The sequence below is a fragment of the Mesorhizobium sp. P2_E10 genome (genome assembly GCF_056404235.1).
In genome coordinates, this window is sequence record NZ_JBFUEK010000014.1 from 1 (window position 1) to 24537 (window position 24537).

23 protein-coding genes and 1 pseudogene are annotated in these 24537 nt (G+C 63.7%); 11 read left to right on the forward strand and 13 right to left on the reverse strand.

Annotated features, from left to right (window positions below; all coding sequences use genetic code 11):
- Nucleotides 1–239: pseudogene (locus tag AC1D0N_RS26005) on the forward strand (ISAs1 family transposase); the annotation flags it as partial.
- Nucleotides 240–247: 8 nt separating this feature from the next.
- Here AC1D0N_RS26005 and hisG read toward each other — a convergent pair.
- The 3 genes from hisG to hisS form a co-directional block, all read right to left on the reverse strand.
- Entirely contained in the window at nt 248–949 is a 702-nt protein-coding gene (gene hisG, locus AC1D0N_RS26010; protein ID WP_477248837.1) for an ATP phosphoribosyltransferase, read from the reverse strand.
- A complete protein-coding gene (locus AC1D0N_RS26015; RefSeq protein ID WP_477248838.1) occupies nt 946–2067 on the reverse strand; it encodes an ATP phosphoribosyltransferase regulatory subunit in 1122 nt (373 codons plus the stop codon). The genes hisG and AC1D0N_RS26015 overlap by 4 nt, the downstream gene beginning before the upstream one ends.
- 174 nt (nt 2068–2241) lie before the next feature.
- Nucleotides 2242–3783: a histidine--tRNA ligase gene (gene hisS / locus AC1D0N_RS26020; RefSeq protein ID WP_477248839.1), complete on the reverse strand. Its 1542-nt coding sequence runs from the start codon at nt 3781–3783 to the stop codon at nt 2242–2244.
- 214 nt (nt 3784–3997) lie between these two features.
- On the opposite strand from hisS, the gene AC1D0N_RS26025 reads away from it, so the two are divergent.
- Entirely contained in the window at nt 3998–4252 is a 255-nt protein-coding gene (locus AC1D0N_RS26025; RefSeq protein ID WP_477248840.1) for a hypothetical protein, read from the forward strand.
- Here AC1D0N_RS26025 and AC1D0N_RS26030 read toward each other — a convergent pair whose 3' ends face one another.
- Nucleotides 4253–4891 carry a DNA-3-methyladenine glycosylase I gene (locus AC1D0N_RS26030; protein WP_477248841.1) on the reverse strand — a complete coding sequence of 213 codons (639 nt, stop codon included), beginning with the start codon at nt 4889–4891 and terminating at the stop codon, nt 4253–4255.
- 214 nt (nt 4892–5105) lie between these two features.
- Here AC1D0N_RS26030 and AC1D0N_RS26035 point away from each other — a divergent pair, with 214 nt between their 5' ends.
- Nucleotides 5106–5852, forward strand: coding sequence for a L,D-transpeptidase (locus AC1D0N_RS26035; RefSeq protein WP_477248842.1), 747 nt, complete (start codon nt 5106–5108; stop codon nt 5850–5852).
- 213 nt (nt 5853–6065) lie between these two features.
- On the opposite strand, the gene glcF is transcribed toward AC1D0N_RS26035, so the two are convergent.
- From glcF to AC1D0N_RS26060, 5 genes are all read right to left on the reverse strand, one after another.
- The gene (glcF, locus tag AC1D0N_RS26040; protein WP_477248843.1) at nt 6066–7391 is read right to left on the reverse strand and encodes a glycolate oxidase subunit GlcF; all 1326 of its coding nucleotides are present in this window, start codon (nt 7389–7391) and stop codon (nt 6066–6068) included.
- Nucleotides 7392–7416: 25 nt separating this feature from the next.
- Nucleotides 7417–7803, reverse strand: a complete 387-nt coding sequence (locus AC1D0N_RS26045) for a DUF4870 family protein (protein ID WP_477248844.1) — start codon at nt 7801–7803, stop codon at nt 7417–7419.
- Nucleotides 7800–9056, reverse strand: coding sequence for an FAD-binding protein (locus AC1D0N_RS26050; RefSeq protein WP_477248845.1), 1257 nt, complete (start codon nt 9054–9056; stop codon nt 7800–7802). Before AC1D0N_RS26050 ends, AC1D0N_RS26045 begins: the two co-directional genes overlap by 4 nt.
- 238 nt (nt 9057–9294) lie before the next feature.
- A complete protein-coding gene (locus tag AC1D0N_RS26055) occupies nt 9295–10791 on the reverse strand; it encodes an FAD-linked oxidase C-terminal domain-containing protein (protein ID WP_477248846.1) in 1497 nt (498 codons plus the stop codon).
- Nucleotides 10792–11083: 292 nt separating this feature from the next.
- The gene (locus AC1D0N_RS26060) at nt 11084–12406 is read right to left on the reverse strand and encodes a DUF3422 family protein (RefSeq protein ID WP_477248847.1); all 1323 of its coding nucleotides are present in this window, start codon (nt 12404–12406) and stop codon (nt 11084–11086) included.
- 210 nt (nt 12407–12616) lie between these two features.
- Here AC1D0N_RS26060 and AC1D0N_RS26065 point away from each other — a divergent pair, with 210 nt between their 5' ends.
- Genes AC1D0N_RS26065 through AC1D0N_RS26075 form a run of 3 tightly spaced genes read left to right on the forward strand, consistent with a single transcriptional unit; the run spans nt 12617 to nt 15433 of the window.
- A complete protein-coding gene (locus tag AC1D0N_RS26065) occupies nt 12617–13420 on the forward strand; it encodes a FadR/GntR family transcriptional regulator (RefSeq protein ID WP_477248848.1) in 804 nt (267 codons plus the stop codon).
- A 56-nt stretch (nt 13421–13476) separates the two neighbouring features.
- Complete coding sequence (locus AC1D0N_RS26070) at nt 13477–14613, forward strand: alpha-hydroxy acid oxidase (protein ID WP_477248849.1); 1137 nt, start codon at nt 13477–13479, stop codon at nt 14611–14613.
- Nucleotides 14614–14650: 37 nt separating this feature from the next.
- Nucleotides 14651–15433 carry a metallophosphoesterase gene (locus AC1D0N_RS26075; protein WP_477248850.1) on the forward strand — a complete coding sequence of 261 codons (783 nt, stop codon included), beginning with the start codon at nt 14651–14653 and terminating at the stop codon, nt 15431–15433.
- Here the strand turns inward: AC1D0N_RS26075 and AC1D0N_RS26080 are convergent.
- Together AC1D0N_RS26080 and AC1D0N_RS26085 are read right to left on the reverse strand one after the other, a co-directional pair.
- Entirely contained in the window at nt 15414–15545 is a 132-nt protein-coding gene (locus AC1D0N_RS26080; RefSeq protein WP_477248934.1) for a hypothetical protein, read from the reverse strand. The genes AC1D0N_RS26075 and AC1D0N_RS26080 overlap by 20 nt on opposite strands.
- Nucleotides 15546–15851: 306 nt before the next feature.
- Nucleotides 15852–16550, reverse strand: a complete 699-nt coding sequence (locus AC1D0N_RS26085) for a type 1 glutamine amidotransferase (protein WP_477248851.1) — start codon at nt 16548–16550, stop codon at nt 15852–15854.
- Between the two features lie 86 nt (nt 16551–16636).
- On the opposite strand from AC1D0N_RS26085, the gene AC1D0N_RS26090 reads away from it, so the two are divergent.
- The 4 genes from AC1D0N_RS26090 (at nt 16637) to AC1D0N_RS26105 (ending at nt 20612) form a co-directional block, all read left to right on the forward strand.
- Nucleotides 16637–17284, forward strand: coding sequence for a hypothetical protein (locus AC1D0N_RS26090; RefSeq protein ID WP_477248852.1), 648 nt, complete (start codon nt 16637–16639; stop codon nt 17282–17284).
- A 31-nt stretch (nt 17285–17315) separates the two neighbouring features.
- Nucleotides 17316–18050 carry a 16S rRNA (uracil(1498)-N(3))-methyltransferase gene (locus tag AC1D0N_RS26095; protein ID WP_477248853.1) on the forward strand — a complete coding sequence of 245 codons (735 nt, stop codon included), beginning with the start codon at nt 17316–17318 and terminating at the stop codon, nt 18048–18050.
- A 105-nt stretch (nt 18051–18155) separates the two neighbouring features.
- On the forward strand, nt 18156–19529 hold the full coding sequence (locus tag AC1D0N_RS26100) for a glutamate--cysteine ligase (protein ID WP_477248854.1): 1374 nt from the start codon (nt 18156–18158) through the stop codon (nt 19527–19529).
- Nucleotides 19530–19631: 102 nt separating this feature from the next.
- Nucleotides 19632–20612 (forward strand): DUF937 domain-containing protein, encoded by a 981-nt coding sequence (locus AC1D0N_RS26105; RefSeq protein ID WP_477248855.1) that lies wholly within the window; start codon nt 19632–19634, stop codon nt 20610–20612.
- A 165-nt stretch (nt 20613–20777) separates the two neighbouring features.
- Here the strand turns inward: AC1D0N_RS26105 and AC1D0N_RS26110 are convergent, their stop codons facing one another.
- Nucleotides 20778–21068: a DUF1127 domain-containing protein gene (locus AC1D0N_RS26110; protein WP_477248856.1), complete on the reverse strand. Its 291-nt coding sequence runs from the start codon at nt 21066–21068 to the stop codon at nt 20778–20780.
- Between the two features lie 177 nt (nt 21069–21245).
- On the opposite strand from AC1D0N_RS26110, the gene AC1D0N_RS26115 reads away from it, so the two are divergent.
- Entirely contained in the window at nt 21246–22202 is a 957-nt protein-coding gene (locus AC1D0N_RS26115; protein WP_477248857.1) for a LysR substrate-binding domain-containing protein, read from the forward strand.
- A gap of 52 nt (nt 22203–22254) precedes the next feature.
- Here the strand turns inward: AC1D0N_RS26115 and AC1D0N_RS26120 are convergent, their stop codons facing one another.
- Nucleotides 22255–24471 carry a bifunctional diguanylate cyclase/phosphodiesterase gene (locus AC1D0N_RS26120; RefSeq protein ID WP_477248858.1) on the reverse strand — a complete coding sequence of 739 codons (2217 nt, stop codon included), beginning with the start codon at nt 24469–24471 and terminating at the stop codon, nt 22255–22257.
- Nucleotides 24472–24537: the final 66 nt, after the last annotated feature.

The following is a 24537-nucleotide window of genomic DNA, read 5'->3' on the forward strand; positions in this document are numbered from 1 at the left end:
TCACCAGGGCTCATTGGCAGATCGAGAATGGCCTGCACTGGATGCTCGACGTTCATCTGGATGAGGACCTCAGCCGAGCCCGCAAGGACAACGCCCCCGCCAACACCGCACTCCTCAACCGCCTCGCCAAAAACATCCTCCAACTCGCCGACACAGACAAAGTCCCCATCAGCCATCGCATCAAGAAATGCGCATGGAATGACGGCTACCTAATCAACGCTCTAACTCATATGCGATAGCCCTGCCCTCAAGAGGGAGGGAGGGCGCTCATCTTGGCGGCGATGTCACGTAACAGCGCCTCATCTGTGGCTGCACGCGGCTTCCTCGACGCCACGAGGCAAGCCTGCGACCGCAAGACAACGCCGTCGGCCAGCACCTTCAGATGATTGGCGCGCAGCGTCGAGCCTGACGTGGTGATGTCGACGATGACATCGGCGAGGCCTGCCGCCGGCGCGCCTTCGGTGGCGCCCAGGCTTTCGACGATGCGATAGACCTGGATGCCGTGCTTCAGCGAAAAGAATTGCTGGGTCAGCCGCCAGTATTTGGTGGCGATGCGCAGCCGCCTGCCGTGGCGCTGGCGGAAATCGGCGGCGACATCGTCGAGATCGGCCATCGTATCGACATCGAGCCAGATGTCGGGCACCGCCACCACGACATCGGCATTGCCGAAGCCGAGGCGGGCGACGATTTCGGCGCGCGCCTCCCAATCGGCAAGGTTTTCGCGCAGCAGATCCTCGCCGGTAATGCCGAGATCGACCGTGCCTTGCCCAATCTCGCCGGCGATTTCGGATGCCGACAGGAATGCTACCTCAATGCTCTCGGCGCCTTCGATGCGGGCGCGGTATTTGCGCTCGTCGCCGGGCAGGCTGACGGCCAGCCCGGCCTTGGCCAGCACCTCCAGCGCCTGCTCCTTGAGCCGGCCTTTCGACGGAATCGCCAGCGTGATCATGGCGTCTTCTCCCGCAGCGCTTCGATGCGGTCGAGCCAAACGGAAAAGCCGACGCCGGGGATCGGCGTCTTGGCGCCGAGCAGCGTCAGCAACCGGTCGTAGCGGCCACCACCGGCCAGCGGCCGCTCGCCATTCTCAGCCGCGATCTCGAAGACGATGCCGGTGTAGTAATCGAGCGGACGGCCGAAGGCGGCGTCATAGCGGATTGTCTTTATCGGCAGGCCCAGAGCTTCGATGGCCTTGGCACGGGCGGCGAAATTTTCCAGCGCAACCCCCAGTGAAAGCCCGGCACCCGTTGCAAAAGTTTCGAGCGCCTGTGCCGCGCCGTCGAGCGCAACGTCGATCGCCAGAAAAGTCTTCAGCGCCGAAAATGCCTCGTTCGACAGACGCACGCTGCGCAGTTCGGCCTTTTCGATCAGCCGTCGCGCAATGTCGGATGGCGAGCGACCGGCGGATGCCGACAGCCCCGCCTCTTCCATGCCGCCGGCGATGTGTGTCGAAAGGCCATCCAGATCGCCATCGAGCACAAGGGCTGCGACAGGGCCGGAGAGCTGGCCGTTGCGCGGCGGGTTGGCGAGGTCGGCAAGGGCTGCCTCCAGCATCGGCGCCGAGCCGAAGGCACGGGCAAGACGCATGCGCCAGCCGCGCGGCAGGCCGAGTGCTGCCAGCACCGCCTCGAAAATGGTCTGGTCGCCAAGTGTGATCTTCAGGGACTGATCCGGCAGCACCAAGGAAAGCAACGCATGCGCGTCGGCGAGCGAACGGGCATCGGCCTGCGCCGTGTCGCGGTCGCCGAGATCCTCGATGCCGGCCTGAAAGAATTCATTGCCGCCCTCGCGGCGCTGGCGAAACACCTCGCCGAGATAGGAATAGCGGCGCGGCGTCCCGGCCTGCGAGCTGATGTGGTCGAGACAGACCGGGATGGTGAATTCCGGCCGCAGGCACAGCGTTTGCCCGGTCTCGCTTTCGGTGAGAAAGATACGGCGGCGCAGATCCTCGCCCGCCATGTCGAGAAACGGATCGGCCGGCTGCAGTACGGCGACCTCGACCGCATGCGTGTTACGCGCGGCGAAGAGGTTGGTGATGTCGGCTGATATTGCGGGGTAGCGGGAGGTCATGAGGCACCACCTTCCCTTCTCCCCTTGTGGGAGAAGGTGGATCGGCGCGCAGCGCCGAGACGGATGAGGGGTGTCGGAAGAAATGAGGCGTTGGCGTTCCCTGGAACACCCCTCATCCGACCGAGCTTCGCTCGGCCACCTTCTCCCACAAGGGGAGAAGGTAAGGCTGGCGCTCTACTTGCCACGCGCCCGTTCCTCAGCCTGCGCCGCGAGTATCTTCTTCACCTCGACGACCAGTTCGCTCTCCGCCACCGTCACCTGCGCCGGCCGAGCCGCGCGCCATTCGGCGTTGTCCACAATCTCGGCCGACATGCGGGCGCCTTCGATCAAATCCTTGATCTGCAGTTCGCCCTTGGCGCGCTCGTCGCCGCCCTGGATGATGGCAACCGGGCTGCCGCGACGGTCGGCATATTTCAGCTGCGCCTTCATGCCGGCGCCGCCGAGATACATTTCGGAGCGGATGCCGGCGGCGCGCAGTTCGGAGACCATCTTTTGATAACGGCCGAGGCTTTCGGTGTCCTTGTCCATCACCAGCACGACGACCGGCGCGATCACATCGGACGTATCGAGCTTGCCGAGGTTCTTCAGCGCCGTCATCAGGCGCGAGACGCCGATGGAAAAGCCGGTTGCGGGCACCGGCTCGCCGCGGAAACGCGAGACGAGGCCATCATAGCGGCCGCCACCACCGACCGAGCCGAAGCGCACGATCTGGCCGTCCTCATTGGGGATTTCGGCCAGCAGCTCAGCCTCGAAGACCGGGCCGGTGTAGTATTCGAGGCCACGGACGACGGAGGGGTCGATGCGGATACGGTCATTGTTGTAGCCAGATGCATGCGCCAACTTTGCGATGACAGAAAGCTCCTCCAAGCCTTCTACTCCGCGAGCATTGCCCTCTACTGCCTTTGCCATACTCGCAAGGGTTTCATCGTTGGAAAGCCCTAGTGCACCACCCAACGCGTCCGGATATGCTGCAAGGCTTATCACTCGTTCGATGTGAGCTGCGCCAAGACCCGCGCCTTTAGTAAAGTCCCCTTCGCCTTCCTTACCACCATCCCATCGTCCGGCTCCAAGCAAAAGTGCCACGCCGTCTGGGCCGAATTTATCCAGCTTGTCGATTGCTCGGAGGACGTGCAGCCGGCGCCCTCCATTATCATCACCGCCCAGGCCGATTGCTTCCAGCACGCCGTCGAGCACCTTGCGGTTGTTGACGCGGATGACGTAGTCGCCGCGCTTGATGCCGAGCGCTTCCATCACGTCGGCCATCATCATCGCCATTTCGGCGTCGGCCGCGACGCCCGGCGTGCCGATCGTGTCGGCGTCGAACTGCATGAACTGGCGGAAGCGGCCGGGGCCGGGCTTTTCGTTGCGGAACACCCAGCCGGAGCGGTAGCTGCGATAGGGCTTTGGCAGCCGCTCATAGTTCTCGGCGACGAAACGCGCCGTCGGCGCGGTCAGGTCGTAGCGCAGCGACAGCCACTGCTCGTCATCGTCCTGGAAGGAGAACACGCCTTCGTTCGGCCGGTCCTGGTCGGGCAGGAACTTGCCCAGCGCATCGGTGTATTCGATCAACGGCTGGTCGGCCGGTTCGAAACCGTAGAGCTCATAGACCGAGCGGATCGTCGCCATCATCTTCTCGACGGCGCGGATGTCTTCGGCGCTGCGGTCGGCAAACCCGCGCGGCAGCCGCGCTTTCGTCTTTTCCGATTTGTCGGCCATGGGATGGGTACTCGGTGTTTCGTGGCGTCCAGGATCGGCAAAATTACCGATTTCCGCGGCGCGCGTGTCCTAACCGATGCAGCCGAGAGCGGCAAGGGTTAGCGCCTCCCATGAAACAAACCATGCCGAAAAGGAAACAATTCCGCCATCGGTGCGGCATCGTGCCGACACAATCGAGGACGATAAGGCGCGCGCAAACAAGGGGTTCGGGGCCATGGCCACGGCAAGATATCCAGAGAGCATCGACAGCGGCGACCGCGAGCTGTCCGTTCGGCTGCGGCCGGCCGATAACCATGCACCAAGGACCGCAAGCCAGATGGCGGGCCCGTTCGAGATTGCCGCGGAGGAGCGCGCAAGCTCGACGATGCGCGATGCGCTGATGACCGGCCTGCTGGTGATCTATCCAGCCTTCGCCGCACTGGCGGCCATCGTCGCCGGGCTTTTCCTCACCGGCGCCAGCGGCACCTAGCTACTTCGGCCGCTTGAACGCCTTGCGTTCCTTCTCCACCCTGTCGCGACAGACGCAGCCTTCGAGATGGTCGTTGACCAGCCCCATGGCCTGCATGAAGGCGTAGACGGTGGTTGGGCCGACAAAGCTCCAGCCGCGCTTCTTCAGCTCCTTCGAAATCCTGACCGACACCGCCGTCGTCGGGTTGGCGCGCAGATGGGCGAGGTCGACGATCTCCGGCCGTTCGTCCCGCCCGGGTTCGAACTTCCAGAACCAGGCGGCCAGCGAGCCGAACTCATCGACCATTTCGCGCGCACGCCTGGCGTTGTTGATGGTCGAGACGATTTTGCCGCGGTGACGGATGATGCCGGCATTGCCAAGCAGGCGCTCGACATCCTCGTCGGTGAAGGCGGCAACCTTGTCGAACTCGAAATTGGCGAAGGCCTCGCGAAAGTTCTCGCGCTTGCGCAAGATGGTGAGCCACGACAAGCCGGACTGAAAGCCCTCGAGGCAGATCTTTTCGAACAGCCGGCGATCATCGGCGACCGGCCGGCCCCATTCATGATCGTGGTAGTGCAGATAGTCCGGCAGATTGCCGTGCCAGAAGCAGCGCGCGACACCATCGGCGCCAACGATCAGGCCGGGTTTTTCATTTTCCATCGCCAGGAATTCCATTCGTTAATTGGCTTTTTGCATAGGTTTACTCCGGCTTTACCAGATTCCTGAACCCGCCGGTAACCACACCAAAAGGTTTACTGACAGAACGGCATTTTACGCATTCCGATTCATGTTTCGGTTGCTGCTTGCCGCCAATGTTCGGCGAACCGGGGAAGGCTTTGCGCCCCGAAATGTTCGACGATCAAGGTGCGTTCCGATGAAGACAGTGCTGATTTCCCTGCTCGGTGCCGCGGCCGTGCTTACCGCTGGCGTCACGTCCTCCAGTGCCGGCGACCGCTATGCCGAGAGGCCGCCAGTGATGGTGAGCCCGGATCTTTCGGCGCCGTGGGTGCTGCAGCTCGGCCGCGCGCCGGGCATCGTGCGGCAGAACCGGCAAGTGGTGCAGCAGCAGCCGCGCCTGCGGTATGCGCAACCAGCGCAAACCGACCAGGTGCGCACGGCCGCCGTTCAGGCGCCGGCCAAGCGCATGGTCATGCGCCCGCAGATCAACCCGATCTACCTGCCGCAGGAAGTCGCCTATGACGGCACGCAGAAGCCGGGCACAATCGTCATCGATACGACGCAGAATTTCCTCTACCTGGTCGAGAAGAACGGCAGAGCGCGGCGCTATGGCGTCGGCACTGGCAAGCCGGGCTTCGAGTGGTCGGGCACGCACAAGATCACCAACAAGCGCGTCTGGCCGGACTGGCGTCCGCCGGCAGTGATGATCAAGCGCGAGGCGGCCAAGGGCCGCTATCTGCCGACCTATCTCGCCGGCGGCGAAGAAAACCCGCTCGGCGCGCGCGCGCTCTATCTCGGCACGACGGAGTATCGCATCCATGGTACCAACCAGCCATGGACGATCGGTGGCGCGGTGTCTTCCGGCTGCATCCGCATGCGCAACGAGGACGTGGTTGACCTTTACGAAAGAGTCAATGTCGGAACCACGGTGGTGGTGATATAATTACTGCGAATCAGCCGTTTTAGGTAACGCTGGGTAGTTTTAGCGCGTGCTGTTGCACTCAAGTCATAGCGCGCTTTTGGGAGACGTGCTTAGAACTGGCTACGGGTTTACGGGGGACGGGCCGTGTGGGGATGCGGCCAGTCACGAAAGGGCAGCGTGGGAACCGCGCTGCCCTTTCTGTTTCCGGGTGAAGGTTCCGGCAACGTCGGAGCATCACTCCGCCGCGACGAGCTCTTTTTCCGAAACGCCCTCCGGCTTCGGTCCGCCATAGGCCCAGTCCAACAGCTTGACCGTATGCACCACCGGCAGCTTCGCGGCGGAAGCGATCTGGGTGATGCAGCCGATGTTGCCGGTGGCGACTATCTCAGCGCCGGTCGCCTCGATGTTTTTCACCTTGCGATCGCGCAGTTTTGCCGAAATCTCGGACTGCAGGATGTTGTAGGTGCCGGCCGAGCCGCAGCACAGATGGCCCTCGCGCGGCTCGCACACGACGAAGCCGGCTTTCTGCAAAAGCTCCTTTGGCTGGCGGGTGATTTTCTGGCCGTGCTGCATCGAACAGGCCGAGTGGTAGGCGACGATGGTGCCGGGCTTGCGCACCGGTTCCGGCAAGTCGAGGCTTGCCAGATATTCGGTGATATCCTTGGCCAGCGCCGAGACGCGCGCGGCCTTGTCGGCATAGGCCGGATCGAGGCGCAGCATGAAGCCATAGTCCTTGATGGTGGTGCCACAGCCAGACGCAGTGATGACGATTGCATCCAGCCCGCCCTGGTCGATGGCGCGCGTCCAGACGTCGACATTCTGTCTGGCCGAAGCAAGCGCTGCCTCCTCGCGCCCCATGTGATGCACCAGCGCGCCGCAGCAGCCTTCGCCCTGAGGCACCACGACCTCGACGCCAAGCCGGGTCAGCAATGCAATTGTCGTCTCGTTGATGGCGGGATCGAGCACCGATTGCGCGCAGCCGGTGAGGATGGCGACGCGGCCGTTTTTCGTGCCCTGCCCGGCATGCACGCCGGGAGAGGCCATCGGCGAAGCTGCCGGTATCGACGCCGGCGCGAGCTTGAGCATCGCGCCCAGCGGCTTCAGTGCCGGAATCTTTTCGAACAGGCCGGCGAAGGGCTTGCCCAGCTTTGCCAGCCTGAGCGCCGCACGAAAGCGCGCGGGGTAGGGCAGCACAAAAGCCAGCATGGCGCGCGTCAGCCGATCGAGCAGCGGGCGCCTGTAGGTCTCCTCGATATGGGCACGGGCATGGTCGACCAGATGCATGTAGTTGACGCCCGACGGGCAAGTGGTCATGCAGGCGAGGCACGACAGGCAGCGATCGATATGGGTGACGATCTGCTTGTCGGCCGGACGACCGTTCTCCAGCATGTCCTTGATCAGATAGATGCGCCCGCGCGGCGAATCCAGCTCGTTGCCGAGCGTCACATAGGTCGGGCAAGTGGCGGTGCAGAAACCGCAATGCACGCATTTGCGCAGGATCTTTTCCGATTCCGCCACATGCGGATCGGCAAGCTGGGCAAGGGAGAAATTGGTCTGCACGTAAAGCTTCCTTGCTGCCTGCTAGCTACAATCCGAGGAACCAGCTTTCGGGATTTTTGACCGCCTCGCCGCGCTGCAGTGCCTGCAGGCCAAGAATGCAGCGGGCGATGAACCAGACGGCGACGGCGAACATCAGCAGGAAGCCGATGATCACGAACATCAGCACCACCGAGATCAGCGCATAGAGCAGACCGATCCAGAAGGTGCGGATCAGGAAGGTGTAGTGGCTCTCGACGAAGCCACCGGCCTTGCCACGGTTGATGTAGGCCAGCACGATACCGACGATGCCGGTGACGCCAATGACGAGGCCGGCAAGGTAGAGAATGTAGATGACCAGTGCGTTGGTCGGTCCCGGTTCCAGCCAGCGGTCGGTCTGGCGCGGTGCGTTCGGACCTGGATTGATGTCGCTCATGGTGCTGCTCCCTCCGTTGATGGACTGAGAGTAGCAGAGCCTGAGCCCGACGCCATGCGGCCGGGGTTGAGGATGTGTTTGGGATCGAATTCGGCCTTGAGCCGCGCCGACAATGCGGCCAGGTGCGGCGCCTGCGGCTCGAACACCGGCACGGCGGCGCGATGCGCAGGGGCGGCGCGCACCAGCGTGGCGTGGCCGCCGCCATGCTTTCTGATCAGCCCGCGCAGCAAGCCCGCCTCGGGATCGCCTTCCTCCATGCGCAGCCAGACCAGCCCACCCTGCCAGTCGTAGAAGGCGCTGACGCCAATCTGCATGCGCAGCGTCAGCACCATCTGATGAGCTTGGGACGGCGCCATGGAGACGCGCCAGACCGGCTTTTCGCTACCGTCGGCGAACGGCACGCAATCGCGTATGTCGCGCCAGGCGGCCTGCGAAGCGTCGCCCGAAATCTCTTGCAGCGGGCCGGCGTTTTTCAGCAGGGTTTTCAGCGCGGCGATACGGTAGGCGACCGACGGACCAAACCCCTCGACGCGCAGCAACGTCGCGGCATCGCTGCCGAGGCTGCCGCCAGCGACCCGCGCGGCGACCCGTTCGGGCAAATGGGCAGCGCTCGACACTTCGGCGCTGGAGCCGAGCGCCAGGGCCATGGCGGCGGTAGCGGCATCGTCGAGCAGGCCACGGATGGCCAGCGTGACTTCGGTTTCCGCCGCCGGCAGCACCTTGAAGGTGACGTCGGTGAACACAGCCAGCGTGCCCCAACTGTTGGCCATCAGCTTCGACAAATCGTAGCCGGTGACGTTCTTGACCACGCGGCCGCCGGACTTGAAGGCCTCGCCGCGACCGGAGACGGCATTGATGCCAAGGATATGGTCACGTGCCGCGCCCGCCTTCAGCCGGCGCGGACCGGACAGGTTGGTGGCCAGCACCCCGCCGATCGTGCCCTTACCGGGCGCGCCGCCGAGCAGCGGACCGTAATCCATCGGCTCGAAGGCCAGCTGCTGACCGTTTTCGGCAAGCAGCTTCTCGATCTCGGCCAGCGGCGTGCCGGCCTTGGCCGACAGCACCAGTTCGGCCGGCTCGTAGAGCGTGACGCCGGACAGCTTCGACAGGTCGAGCGTGTGTTCGCTCTGCTGCGGCCGACCGATGCCGCGCTTGGAGCCGTGCCCGAGGATTTCGAGCGGCGATTCCTCCGCCGCCGCCCAGGCGACGGTGGAGAGGGTTTCGGCTGATGTGGCGGGGATGAAGATGGTCATGGGGCGGGTGTGCCGTGTGCGAGCATGGAGACGTCGTGATCCTTCGTGCCCCCCTCTGTCCTGCCGGACATCTCCACCACTTGGGGGGAGATCGGCAGCTTCTGCAACCGCGCCACTCTTGCAACGCCGGAAATTGGCGAAGGCCGCGATGACAGCCGATCTCCCCCCTCGTGGGGGAGATGTCCGGCAGGACAGAGGGGGGCGCGAAGGATCACCGACGTCCGAAATTCAAACCCCATCAAAACCTCGGAATGTCCGGAAACGCCACCTGCCCCTGGTGCACATGCATGCGCCCCAGCTCGGCGCAGCGGCGCAGCTGTGGGAAGACCTTGCCCGGGTTGAGCAGATGGTTGGGATCGAAAGCGCATTTGACGCGCATTTGCTGGTCGAGGTCGATCTGGTTGAACATTTCCGGCATCAGATCGCGCTTCTCGACGCCCACCCCGTGCTCGCCGGTCAGCACGCCGCCGACCTTGACGCAGAGCCGCAAAATGTCGGCGCCGAAACTCTCGGCCTTGTCGAGTTCGCCGGGCACATTGGCATCGTAGAGGATCAGCGGGTGCAGATTGCCGTCGCCGGCGTGGAAAACATTGGCAACGCCGAGCCCGTATTTTTCCGAGAGTTCGCGCATGCCGGCGAGCACGCGCGGCAATTCCTTGCGCGGGATGGTGCCGTCCATGCAGTAGTAGTCGGGCGAGATGCGGCCGACCGCCGGGAAGGCCGCCTTGCGTCCGGCCCAGAAGCTCAGCCGCTCCTGCTCCGATTGCGAGATGCGGCAGGTGGTTGAGCCGTTCCTGTAGGCGATGGCCTCGACAAGGCCGATCAAATGATCGACCTCGACGCCGGGCCCGTCGAGTTCGACGATCAGAAGCGCCTCGACGTCCAGGGGATAGCCGGCATGGACAAAGTCCTCGGCGGCGTGGATCGCCGGGCGGTCCATCATCTCCATGCCGCCGGGGATGATGCCTGCGCCGATGATGTCGGCCACGCACTGGCCGCCCTGCTCGCTGGTCGGAAAGCCGATCAGCAGCGCGCGCGCCGTCTCCGGCTTCTTCAAAATGCGCACGGTGACCTCGGTGACGACGCCGAGCAGCCCTTCGGAGCCGGTCATAACGCCGAGCAGGTCGTAACCTTCCGAGTCCAAGTGGCTGCCGCCGAGGCGGATCACCTCGCCATTCATCAGCACCATCTCGATGCCGAGCACATTGTTGGCCGTGAGGCCGTATTTCAGGCAGTGCACGCCGCCGGAATTTTCCGCGACATTGCCGCCGATCGAGCAGGCGATCTGGGAGGATGGATCGGGGGCGTAGTAGAAGCCCTCCTGTTCGACGGCGGTAGTGATGCCGAGATTGGTGACGCCCGGCTGGGCAACGACGATGCGGTTGGGGAAGTCTATTTCGAGGATGCGGTTAAAGCGGCTCATGACCAGCAGCACCGCATCTTCGAGCGGGAGTGCACCGCCGGAGAGCGAGGTGCCGGAGCCGCGCGGCACGACACGGATGTTGCGGTCGTTGCAGTATTTCAGCACGCGCGAGACCTGCGCCACGGTTTGCGGCAGCACCACGACCAGCGGCAATTGCCGGTAGGCGGTGAGGCCATCGCTCTCGAAGGCGCGCATTTCATTGGTCGCATCGACGACGCCTTCGCCCGGCACGATGATGCGCATATCGGCGACGATCTCGTCGCGCCGCCGCATCGTGGCGTCGTCTGGCTTCGGCATGGCAAGGCCAGACATCAACAGCCTCCTTGGTTCGACTGGTAAAAATCTTTTACCAGCGAGCGGCGACTGTTGCAAACCCTGCTTTGGGCGAAAATCGCGATCCGACGCCCTGGCGCCCTTCCGCAGCGGCAATCTGCCGCTGGCGTTCTCCCCCCTTGAGGGGGAAATGGCCGCGAAGCGGTCAGAGGGGTCCTTACGCGTAAATCGCCGACGTCGTCTCCGTCGCGAAACGAGGCTAGGACTTCACGCGAGACGACCCCCTCTGTCGCCTTCGGCGACATCTCCCCCTCGAGGGGGGAGATTGGCGCTACTCGCCGGCAGGCTTGCCGGGCTCGGAGTGCATACGGCGGACACGGCGCACAGCCCACCAGACGAGCAGCAGGGCGAGCGGCACCGAGGCGGCGGTGACGACTTCCGGCGCAAAGGTGTGGCCGAAGATCGAGGCGCCCTTGGCGACATAGCTGATCAGGCCGACGACATAGTAGGAGACGGCAGCCACCGAAAGGCCTTCGACGGTCTGCTGCAGGCGCAACTGCAGGCGGGCGCGGTTGTTCATCGACGCCAGCAGGTCGCGGTTCTGCTTCTCGACCTCGACATCGACCCAGGTGCGCAGCAGCGTGGTGGCGCGGGTGAGCTTGCGCGAAAGATTGGCCTGGCGCTCCTCGACCGAACGGCAGGTGCGCATGGCCGGCGCGACACGCCGCTGCAAGAAGCCTTCCCAGGTGTCGTAGCCGGGCACCGCCTCCTCCTCGAGCGCTTCCAGCCGTTCAACGACGATGCCGTCATAGGCGCGGCTGGCGCCGAAGCGGTAAAGGCTGGAGGCGGCGTCGGCCTCGAGTTCGGCGGCAAGCTCGGTCAGGTCGGCAAGCAAAGTCTGGCTGTCGCGAGTCTCCGCGACCTTCATTTCCATCGTGGTCTGGGCCAGCCTGTCCTCGATGCGGCGGGCACGGCCGGATAGGGTCAGCGCCAGCGGCAGGCCAAGCATGGCCAGCGTGCGGTAGGTTTCGATGTCGATCAGCCGCTGCGACAGCGCGCCGGTGCGTGCCGGTGTCAGGCCACGATCGAGCACCAGCATGCGGGTCAGGCCGTCGCCATCCTGGCGGAAATCGGTGACGATGGCCGCGTTGCCGCGCTCGACCAGCGAATAACACAGGCTGGTCGGGTCGAAGCCGGCAATCAGCTTTTCGCTCGCCTGCGTCCACCGGCGGATCTCGAGCCGGATGCCCGAGATCACCGTTCCCGGCGGCGAAAACCCGTTGCCGAAGGGTGAGTCCTCCTGCGCCCTGCCGCTTTCCGACAGCGGGCCTTCCCACAGATAGGTCGAGAATTCGGTGTGCCGCTCCCAGCGCAGCGAGCCCTTGCCCCATTTCATGGCGTGGTGGCGAGCCTGACGGTCGGGCGCGGCAATGCCGAGACGCCGCGACAGTTCGGAAAGCACGGCCTGGTCGACGCCGGAGCCGCCTTCGGTCATGAAGGCGAGTTGCACCAGAACGCGCGGCTTCTCAATCAGCGGGTGGGGCCGGGCGTGGACTTCGCCAAGCGCACCGGGTCGCCCCTCATGCGCCGGAAAACCCATCACGCTGCCCTTGGTGCGCGGCTGGAATTCGAGATTGGACGGGTCGTCTGACACGGCTGGTCCCCCGGGCTCTTTGAACCCTTCGTGCAATGGCGTCCCTCTAGAGGCAATCGCCAGGAGACGCAAACTGCAAGTTTAGCCGAACACGATATAGGGCGGCGGCGGCGAAGCCGACCACATCGGATGAATTGGATAAATAATTTGACCAGTTGGCGACACTGGCTTTATCCTGCGCGACACCGGTTCAAATCCCAGGCGCCCCCTTTGAGCGACATTTTCTCCAGGATCGAGCATTCCCGCACCGCCGACGAGGTGGTGCAGCAGATCGAGAGCCTGATCCTCGAAGGCGTCTTGCGCACCGGTGATCGGTTGCCCGGCGAGCGCGAGCTGGCGCGCCAGTTCGAGGTGTCGCGGCCGATCCTGCGCGACGCGCTGAAGGCGCTGGAAGGGCGCGGCCTTTTGACGACGCGGCCCGGCGGCGGCACCCATGTCGCCGACGTCATCGGCCAGCTGTTCACCAAGCCGGTGACGGACCTGATCTCGATGCACAGCAAGGCGGTAACCGACTATCTGGAATACCGCCGCGAGATCGAGGCGATAGCGTCCGAATATGCGGCGCGGCGCGCCACACCGGACGATCTGGCGCTGCTCGACCGCATCATGGCACGCATGGACGAGGCGCACCGGACCGGCGACTTCGACGACGAGGCGGAAATCGACGTCGAGTTCCATCACGCGATCTGCGAATGCGCGCACAACATCATTCTCCTGCACACGCTGCGCTCCTGCTACCGGCTGCTGTCGGAGGGCGTGTTCCGGAACAGGCTGCTGGCGTTCACCGTACCCGGCGCGCGCGAGGCGCTGCTGGCACAGCACCGGGCGATCTATTCTGCGGTGAAGGCCGGCGATCCCGCTGCCGCACGGCAAGCCGCAATGGACCACATCTCTTATGTTGAACGGTCAATGGCCGAGGCCGAGCGCAGTGGCGACTGGCAGCGCGTGTCGCGGCTGCGGCTCAGGCAGCGCTCGGATGCCGGCGACAGCGAACCGGCGAGGAAACGCTCGTGAGCATCGGACACAACAGTCAACAACGACCTATTAGCGAAGAACCAGCGAGAAAGACCATGAGCGACATCCTCACCATTGCCGACCTCAAGGATCTGGCGCGCCGCCGGGTGCCGAAGATGTTCTTCGACTATGCCGATTCAGGCGCATGGACCGAGAGCACCTACCGCGCCAACGAGGAAGACTTCCAGAAGATCAAGTTCCGCCAGCGCGTGCTGGTCGATATGAGCAACCGCTCGCTGGAATCGACCATGATCGGCCAAAAGGTGTCGATGCCGGTGGCGCTGGCGCCGACGGGCCTGACCGGCATGCAGCATGCCGACGGCGAGATGCTGGCGGCGCAGGCGGCCGAGGAATTCGGCGTGCCGTTCACCCTGTCGACGATGAGCATCTGTTCGATCGAGGATGTCGCCTCGGTGACGAAGAAGCCATTCTGGTTCCAGCTCTATGTACTGCGCGACAAGGATTTCGTGCTCAACCTTATCGACAGGGCGAAGGCAGCAAAGTGCTCGGCGCTGGTGCTGACGCTCGACCTGCAGATCCTCGGCCAACGGCATAAGGATGTCCGCAACGGGCTTTCGGCGCCCCCCAAGATGACGCTGGCCAACATCATCGACCTGGCCAGCAAGCCGCGCTGGTGCCTGGGTCTAGCCGGCACCAAGCGCCGCACCTTCCGCAACATCGTCGGCCACGCCAAGGGTGTCGGCGATGTCTCTTCGCTGGCGTCCTGGACGACGGAGCAGTTCGATCCGCAACTGTCGTGGAAAGACGTTGCCTGGATCAAGGAACGCTGGGGCGGCAAGCTGATCCTGAAGGGCATTCTCGACAAGGAAGACGCGCTGATGGCGGCCAAGACCGGCGCCGACGCAATCATCGTTTCCAACCATGGCGGGCGCCAGCTCGACGGCGCATCATCTTCGATCATGGCGCTGGAGGAGATCGCCGATGCGGTGGGCGACACAATCGAAGTGCATATGGATGGCGGCATCCGCTCGGGCCAGGATGTGCTGAAGGCGCTGTGCCTCGGCGCCAAGGGCACCTATATCGGCCGGCCTTTCCTTTACGGCCTTGGTGCGCTCGGCAAGGAAGGAGTTACCAAGGCGCTGGAAATCATCCGCAAGGAGATGGACATCACACTGGCGTTGTGCGGAAAACGTCTGGTGACCGACATGGGCAAGGATCAGCTTCGCCGCTAGGCCCGGTTGCGGTCCGGCCACGGAGAAGACGCAGGCCTTGACGGAGCCCGGCATCCATTTTCTCGACGCGCGCGGACCGGAAGGCGTCCGGCTCTACGCGATCGGCGATGTGCACGGCCGGCTCGACCTGCTGGCCGCCATGCACAGGCGCATCGAGAGCGAGCTGGAATGGAAGCCGGCTCGCGATTGGCGCGTCATCCATCTCGGTGACTATGTCGACCGCGGGCCTGATACCAAAGGCGTCATCGATTTCCTGATCGATGCGCAGAAACGCGATCCGCGGCACTTGATGCTGGCCGGCAATCACGACGTCGGCTTTCTCGATTTTCTGGAAACCCCGGATCCAGACGGGCTTTTCATGCGCTATGGCGGCGTCCAAACGGCATTGTCCTATGGCGTATCATTGACCGCCGACGCCAGTTGGTTCGGTAAGGCGGAGACAGTGACGCGAGGACACACGGCGCTGGTCGAGGCGGTGCCGCAGAGCCATGTCGACTTTCTGCGCTCGCTGCCATTTTCCCTGGTTTTCGCAGATTTCTTCTTCTGCCATGCCGGCATCAGGCCGGGCATCCCGTTGGATCAGCAGAACCCGCAGGACCTGATCTGGATCCGTGATGTCTTCCATAACCATCCCGGCCTCTATCCGAAGATCGTGGTGCATGGCCACACACCTGTGCCGGAGGCCGAAGTGATGGCCAATCGCGTCAATGTCGACACGCTCGCCTGGCAGTCGGGAAACCTCACCGCGCTCGTCGTGGACGGCGCGGAGAAACGTATCCTGACAGTGTCGGGCGAAGGGTCTAGCGGAGAGAGGCGGTGACGCCGTAGCCGTCGACGGCCTGGTGGTTGTTGGCTGCATCGGCGGTATAGATGCCGAGGCCGCACAGCACGATGGCAGACAGCATGACAAAGGACAGAAGCGCTGCTTTCACGGAGGTCATCTCTTGTTGAGCTTTCTGCATCTGTGCACGAGGCGGTTACCAATGGGTTGAAACGGAGAATTCGTCTCAAAGTTTCGAAGATTTCAGGCTTGTAGGCAGATTCTGTATCGACGGTGTGTCGCGCGGGTCACATAAAAGGTTCATCGCGGTTGCATTGCCGATGCAGAGCGCGTGCCTTCTAGGGCAGCGGGCGAGCACAATCCAAGGATGAAATGCGTTTTCCCCGGCGGATTTACCGCCGCGTGCCAAAAATGCCACGCAACCCCGAAAGTCAGGATTTGTCCGGGTGGCGAGCCGTCAGATCGTTGCTACCCAGGCGCGAGCGATGGCGAGGCCGGCGGCATCGGCATCCGGTCCATTGCGGGCGATTTCGCCATCGAGCCGGTCGTTCCAGTCGGGATGGCGCTCGGCAATGAGCGGTGCAAAGGACGTGCTCCAGTCCTGCACCATCGGGCTGTCTGCCTCGAAATGAAACTGGAAGCCGTAGATGGCGCGGCCGATGCGGAACGCCTGGTTCTCGGCGATGGCACTGCCGGCCAGCCGCACCGCATTTTCAGGCAGCACAAAAGTGTCGTCGTGCCATTCGAAAATGGGGAAGTTTTCAGGGAGCGCAGAAAGCACCGGATCGGTCTTTGCCGCCGGCGTCAGCGAAACCTGGTGCCAGCCGAATTCGGTGGCGCCGCCGATCTGGTTCTCGCCGCCAAAGGCGCGGGCCAGCAGCTGGCTGCCGAGGCAGATGCCGAGCACCGAGCGATCCTTGCCGGCGAAATCGCGCGTCAGGTCGAGCAGCCCAGGAAAATACGGACACAACTCGTCGTCCAGAGCGTTCTGGGCGCCGCCGAGCACCACCATGGCGTCATGCGCGTCGCTGTCCTGCGGTAGTGTGTCGCCCTTATAGGGACGGCGCAGGTCGATGTCGGCGCCCGCCTCGACCAGTGCCGCACCAATCTGGCCAAGACCCTCATTGTCGAAGTTCTGGACGACCAAGACCCGCATCGAAAACCTGCTGACATGAAAATGATGCAGCGAGCGATATCATGACGCCAGCCTTGCAGCCAAGATGCGCATTCCAGGAGAAAGCTATGCCACTGCAGAACCGGGTCGATCCGTTCGGCGCCATCCACGCTGTACCCGAACGTGGCCTGTTCACCGGCAATCGCGGCATCATCCATGACCCCGAGACAAAGACGCTGTTGAAGAAGCGCTGGGCCTTGCCGGCCTGGATCATCTGCGTATGCGAATTCCGCAATGTGCGGCGCGAGCCGATGGGCCGCAACCGGACGGGCGGCAAAGCCGGCTGGACCGAGCTGTTTTTTCTCGACGAGGTGACGGCGCTCGCCGCCGGGCATCGACCCTGCTTCTTCTGCCAGCGCGAGCGGGCCAAGGATTTCGTCGGCCGCTTCGGCGACGCTTTCGGCATCGCCGAACCGCGAGCGCCGCAGGTCGACAAGCGGCTGCACAAGGAGCGGATGGCGTCGGGCGGGCAACCGCCGATCGTGGCCGCGAAAGAGCTTGCCGGACTGCCGGATGGGACGATGGTTGCCGATGGCGGCAGCGCCTATGCCTTGCGCGACGGTAAAGCGCTGCGCTGGTCGTTTGCAGGCTATGGCGATCCGGCAGGGTTCGGTGGCCTTGACGGGCCTGCGCTCCACCTGCTCACGCCAGCGACCACAGTCGCCGTGCTGCGGCAAGGCTACCGACCCGTATGGTCCCCGACAGCCAAGGCTTGACGCCGGCGCCTAGCTCGCCCATTCGTCGGCGATGCGCGCCAATTACAAGATGCAGCGACTGTTCGTGCCGGACGATCTCGGGCCAGACATCGAGTTCGATGCCGGCCAGCAGCAGAGCCACTATCTTATGCATGTGCTGCGGCTCGGCGAAGGTGCCGAAATCCTGGTGTTCAACGGCCGCGACGGCGAGTGGTCGGCGGTCATCGCCGCGAAGACCAAGAAGGCGGTGCGGCTGAAGCTGCTGACGCTGCAACGGCCGCAGCCGCCGCTGCCGGATCTCGTCTATTGCTTTGCGCCGCTGAAGCAGGGGCGGCTCGATTATCTCATGCAGAAGGCGGTCGAAATGGGCGCCGGCATCCTGCAGCCGGTCATCACCCAGCACACGCAAGTGGCAAAACCCGGCATCGATCGCCTGCGCGCCAATGTCGTCGAGGCGGCCGAACAATGCGGCATACTGGCGGTGCCGGAGGTTCGCGAAGCGGAGAAATTCGAACGCCTGCTCGGTAACTGGGACAAAGAGCGGCGGCTGATCTTCTGCGACGAGGACGCCGCGACCAACAATCCCCTGCCCGCTCTGCAAGGGCTAAGGGAACGGAAATTCGGACTGCTGGTCGGGCCGGAGGGCGGCTTTTCCGACGACGAGCGCAAGACCCTGCGGGCGCTGCCCTTCGTCACCGCCATTCCGCTCGGGCCGCGCATCCTGCGCGCCGACACGGCGGCGGTGGCGGCACTTGCAGTGATGCAGGCGACGGTTGGAGATTGGTGATCAATTCCACTTGACCTCTGGCTCAGGATTTTTCGCTTGATCGGCTGCTGACATTTCGTCCATTTAGCGCCGGCGGTTGTTCCGCCGCTTCCGGAGGGGCCTTTCATGGCGCGCGATACAACCGATTTCCGGCCCATTGAAGGCATCGACGAGCTCATCGAGCATCTGGCCGAAGGCAACAAGCCGCGCGACAAATGGCGTATCGGCACCGAGCACGAGAAATTCCCGTTCTATGTCGACGGCAACGCGCCGGTGCCCTATGGCGGCGAGCGCGGCATCCGCGCCATTCTCGAAGGTATGCAGCAAAGACTCGGCTGGGATCCGATCATCGATGACGGCCGCATCATCGGCCTGGTCGAGCCGACCGGCCAGGGTGCGATCTCGCTTGAGCCCGGCGGCCAGTTCGAACTCTCCGGCGCGCCGCTGGAAACGATCCACCAGACCTGCCGCGAGGGCAATGCGCATCTGTCGCAGGTGCGCGAGATCGCCGAACCGATGGGCATCCGTTTCCTCGGCCTCGGCGGCAGCCCGAAATGGTCGCTGGCCGAGACACCCAAAATGCCGAAGTCGCGCTACGAGATCATGACGCGCTACATGCCCAAGGTCGGCAGCAAGGGTCTCGACATGATGTATCGCACCTGCACCATCCAGGTGAATCTCGATTTTGAGAGCGAAGCCGACATGCGCCGCAAGATGCAGGTGTCGCTGAAGCTGCAGCCGCTGTCGACGGCGCTGTTTGCCAATTCGCCCTTCACCGAGGGCCTGCCGAACGGCTTGCAGAGCTGGCGCGGCGACATCTGGCGCGACACCGACAACCAACGCTCTGGCCTGCTCGAATTCTGCTTCTCGCCCGAGTTCGGCTTTGCCGACTACGTCGAATGGGCGCTCGACGTGCCGATGTATTTCGTCATTCGCGACGGCCGCTATCACGACATGACGCATGTCACCTTCCGCCAATTCATGGCGGGTGCCGCGCGCAATGACGTGCCCGACGGGCTGCCGACGATGGGCGACTGGGCGAACCATCTGTCGACATTGTTCCCCGACGTGCGGCTGAAGCGCTTCCTCGAAATGCGTGGCGCCGATGGCGGGCCGTGGCGGCGCATTTGCGCGCTGCCGGCCTTCTGGGTCGGGCTGCTCTATGACGAGGCCGCGCTCGACGCCGCCGAGGCATTGACCGCGAGCTGGACCTACAAGGAAGTTCTGGCGATGCGCAACACTGTTCCGGAACAGGGCATTTCGGCGCCGTTCCGCAACACGACGCTGCGCGATATCGCCCGCGACGTGCTCACCATCTCGCGCATGGGGCTGAAGAACCGCGGCCGCAAGAACCGCGACGGCTACGACGAGACCTCGTTCCTCAACACGCTGGACGAGGTCATCGCCCGCGGCACGACCAGCGCCGAAGAGATGCTCTCGGCCTACCACACGCGCTGGGGCGGCTCGATCGAGCCGGTGTTCATGGAGTATGCCTACTAACCGGTCGCGATCGTCCGATCGGCAGTTTGGCAAAAGTCGCTTCAATCGGTGATGGAAACAAACTAGGTTTCTCCCAAGAGGATTTTTCCGGAGGAGAGACCAATGCCTTCCTTGTTCGACATGCTGGCGCAGGCCCAGAACGGCAATGGCATGCAGGCGCTTGCCCAGCAGTTCGGGCTTTCGATGCAGCAGACGCAAGCTGCGGTCGCCGCGCTGCTGCCGGCCTTTTCGCAAGGGCTGCAGCGCAACACCGCAGATCCCTATGGACTTGGCGCCTTCATGACGGCGATGGCGAGCGGCCAGCACGCCAAATATTTTGAGGATGCAACCAGGGCCTTCTCGCCGCAAGGCATCAACGAAGGCAACGGCATTCTGGGGCATTTGTTCGGTTCGAAGGATCTGTCGCGCGCCGTTGCCAGCCAGGCTGCGCAAGCGAGCGGCGTCAGCCAGCAGATCCTGCAGCAGATGCTGCCGGCTATGGCCTCGATGATGATGGGCGGGCTGTTCAAGCAGGCCACCAACCAGATGCAGGCGGCAGGCGGTTTCGGCGGCGGTGGCAACCCGCTCGGCGAGATCATCGAGCAGATGATGCGGCAGGCGGGCGGCGGCGCGCCGGCTCCGCAGCAGCCCCAGAGCCCGATGGACAATCCGCTCGGCAAAGTGCTGCGGGATATGTTCGGTGGCGGCGCGCAGCAGCCGCAAAGCCAACCGCAGCAGGCACCCAATCCCTATGGCGACAATCCGCTCGGCAAGGTGCTGCAGGACATGTTCGGCGGCGGCGCGCAACAGCCGCAGGGCCGGCCGCAGCAGACGCAAAGCCCCTATGGCGACAACCCGCTCGGCAAGGTGCTGCAGGACATGTTCGGCGGCGCCCTGCCCGGCGGACAACCGGCGCCGCAGCCTCAGGCGCGCCAGCAAAATCAGGCGCCGCAGCCACAAACCAATCCGAGCGGCAGGCCCAAGAACCCGTTCGACGATCTGTTCGGCAAGATGTTCGAGACCGGCGCCCAGCAGCGCGACGAGTACCAGAAGGGCATGGAATCGATCTTCGACCAGTTCAAGAAGGGCATGGACCGGCGGTAGCGGCTGGGTGCTCCAAAAAGAAAAGCCCGGTCCTTGAGAGGACCGGGCAGTGTGCAGGCGAGCCGGCGGGGAACCGGCAGGGAGTGGGGAGCCTGCGATATCACTTGGTCGCGTCACGCCTCAAAAAGGTTCAACGCAAACCGAAACAGCACCCGACCAACGCGATCAGGCAACCTTGCGGGCGAAATCCTCGATCGTCTCGGCGCGATCGCTCGCGATCGAGCGCAACTTCGCCGTCGGATCGCGGCCGAACGGCACGGCGATGGCGACGTGCAGGTCGGCACGCGTCAGGCCAATGTCGGCGAGTTCGGCGTCCGACATCTCGCCAAGGCGATAGAAGGCGCGGCGATTTTTCCAGGCGCGATAGACGTTGGCGATCGTATTGGCCACGCGCGTCGCAACGGCCGGACGCGAGGTGATGCGCGAGGTCTCGGTGGCGAAATCAAACGTGGTCATGTCGGTCTCCTTCAGACTCGAACGGACAAAACCCGACGATCGGCGCTGGCGACAGCGGCCGTTCCGGCTTCGATTCACATGCCTTCATGTGGACAATGCCTATTTGCCATCACCCGATTGATTAATCCAACGAATGTTTCTAATCTTTAGCATCAACGCTAGTGATGGATCATGTCGATGAAAGCACCGCTCGATCTCGATCAGTTGCAGACCTTCATCTCGATTGCCGACACCGGCAGCTTCACCCGCGCCGCCGAAGAGGTGCACCGGACCCAGTCGGCGGTGTCCATGCAGATGCGCCGGCTGGAGGAGCGGATCGGCAAGCCGCTGTTCGAGAAGGACGGGCGCACCAACAGGCTGACCGAGGAAGGCGACAAGCTGCTTTCCTATGCAAGACGGTTGCTCTACCTCAACCGGGAGACGCTGGCCGCCTTTGACGACCGGCGGCTCGAAGGCACCATCCGCATCGGCACGCCGGACGACTATGCCGACCGCTTCCTGCCCGAGATCATGGCGCGGTTCGCACGCTCCAATCCGCGTGTCGAACTGACCGTCATCTGCGAACCGACCCCGGGGCTGGTCGAGCACATCAAGCGCGGCAATCTCGATCTGGCGCTGGTGACGCACAATGATGCGCGCGGCCAGTCGGAAGTGGTGCGGCGCGAGCCGCTGCTGTGGGTCACTTCGGCCAACCACGCGACGCATGAGCAGGAAACCCTGCCAATGGCCTTTGGCCGGCCGAACTGCATCTGGCGGCGTGCCGCCGTCGATGTCCTCGACCGGCAGAACCGCGACTACCGCATCCTGTTCACCAGCTTCTCGGCAACCGTCATCACCGCCGCCGTGTTGGCCGGCCTGGCAATTTCGGTGCTGCCGGAATGTGCGCTGCGGCCCGGCATGCGGGTGCTGGGCGAAGCCGACGGCTTCGGCGCCCTGCCCGATTGCCGCATCGGCATCATGCGCGGCCAGACCTCACGACCGGAGATCGTCGACGCGCTCGCCCGCCATATTTCGGAAAGCCTCGACAACATTTCCGTGCCGCTCGGCGAAGAGACCGGAACATTCGACTTTTCCGCGCTCGCCTTCACGAAGGTGAAACGGACCAAGCCGAACCAGATTCTGCCGGGCTGGTAGAACAGTTCGTATCTTGGTTCCGAAACCGGATTCCACTTTTCGGGATCATGCTCTAGGCGCGAGCGGCTGCCTGCTCGCTGGCGTCGGCGCCGGACGACAGGCCCGGAAGACCCAGCAATTGGGCCGGCTCCAGCGGTGGCGACAGAAGATAACCCTGTAGCTGCTGACAGCCCATGCCGACGAGCAGCGCCATCTGCCCCTCGGTCTCGACGCCTTCGGCGGTGACCGCGACATCGAGGGCACGGGCGAGATCGATCAGCGCCTTGACGATCGCCGCCGAATTGCCTTCACCGTCGAGAAGGCGGACGAAAGAGCGATCGATCTTGAGCTTGTCGATGGCGTAGCGGCGCAGATAGCTCAGCGACGAATAGCCGGTGCCGAAGTCATCAAGCACGATGCCGACGCCCGACTGCCGCAAGGCAGCCAGGGCCATTCTGGTTGTATCGTTGTTTTCCAAGAGCACGTTTTCGGTGATCTCGAGCTGCAGTCGGCCCGGCGCCAGCCCGGTCTCGGCAAGGATCGACGCAACCAGGTCAGCGAAACCGGCGTCGCGCAATTGCAGCGGCGATACATTGACGGCCATCCAAGGCAATTCGGTGCCGATGGCAAAGCGACAAGCTTCAAGCAGCACCCACTCGCCAAGTTGGCCGATCATGCCACGTTCTTCGGCGATGGCGATGAATTGTGCCGCCGGCAATGCCCCGTGGACCTCGTGCGCCCAGCGGATCAATGCTTCCGCGCCGAGCATCGTCTTGCCGTCCGCCGCGAAGATCGGCTGATAGGCCAGCTTGATGCCGGTTCCGCCGTTCAGGGCCTTGCGAAGCTCGCTCTCGACCTTGCGCTTGCGCAGCAGGAGGTCATCCATATCGCCGGCGAAGACCTGATACCGGCCGCGGCCGGTCTTCTTGGCTTCGTAGAGCGCGATGTCGGCCTTGCGCAGCAGATCGTCGGCGCTGGCATCGGGACCCGCCGACAAGGCAATGCCGATGCTGGCGCTGACAAAGACCTGATCGTCGATCAGCTTGAAGGGCTCCTGCAATATTTGCAGAATCCTGTCAGCAATATCTTCCGTGGCTCTGATATCGCGGATATCGATCAGGATCAGGGCGAATTCATCACCGCCAAGCCGCGCCACCGTGTCGACTTCGCGTATCGTCTGCTGCAGCCGGGTCGCGGTCTGGCGCACAAGTTCGTCGCCGGCCGGATGACCGAGCGTATCGTTGACGTGCTTGAAGCGATCGATGTCGAGGTAAAGCAGCGCCACCCTGGCCGTGTCATGACTGGCGGTGAGCAAAGCGCGCCGCAGCCGGTCCTCGAACAGGGCCCGGTTGGGAAGACCCGTCAGCGTGTCGTGGAAAGCGAGATACTGCGCCTGGTCCTGGCTGGTCTGCAGCGCCGACGAAGCCCGGCGCAGACGCCGCAACAGGAATGCCAGGACGCTGGCGGCAAGCAACAGACCGCCGATCAGTGCCGGGCCGGCCTTGCGCACCAGCGTCAGGCCGGGACGCTCCTGATCCCAGCCGATATAGCCCAGGATAATGCCGCGCGAATCGACCAGCGGAATAGCGGCCGAGCCGGTCGGCTGCGACAAAGGCAGCAGGTGCGCGCCGGCCAACAGGTACTTTTCGGCGATCTTGCCGATCACCGTGTCGCTGATGAACTGTACCGAGACATGGAGATACTCCGTGCCCGGCGCTTGCGTGACGCGGTCCGAACTCGGCACCAGCGGCATGATGCTGAGGATGGCGGGCTTGCCGCCAAGCGACACCAGATCTTCGGCAACCAGTTTGACCGGATCGCCGCCCTCCTCTTCGTTCGACGCCTGGCTGATCAGCCGGCGCAGCCTTTCGACGCTGGGCAGCAGAGCGGGTTCGTCCTCGCCATAGGCGCTCAGCGCCACCACCTGTCCTTCATGCATCGCATGGATCGGGCGGTTGGCGGCATCCAGCACATAGACCCGGTTGTGGCCATAGTAGGAATACATCCAGACGCTGATGTTCTCGACCATCCACTGCTGGTTGCCGGCCTTGGCGTTGATGACGGCATCGTCCCAGACGGCGATACTTTCCTGCTCGCGCTCCACGGCCGCGATCTGATCGTTAAGGCCATTGGCGAAAAAGATCTTCTGCCGTTCGAGGGAGACATGGTCAGCCTGGATGGTGGCGTACAAGCCAAAGCCGAAGACCATGGCCAGCGCAAAAACGGCAAGCGTCAGCACCGTCAGGGTGACCTGGGACGTCAACGGACTGCGGTGCGTGCGTTCACTCATGCGTCTTGGGCTAGCTCCCTTGCCGTAGAGTCAATCAAATCGGGCTTAAGATCACGTTATGAAACC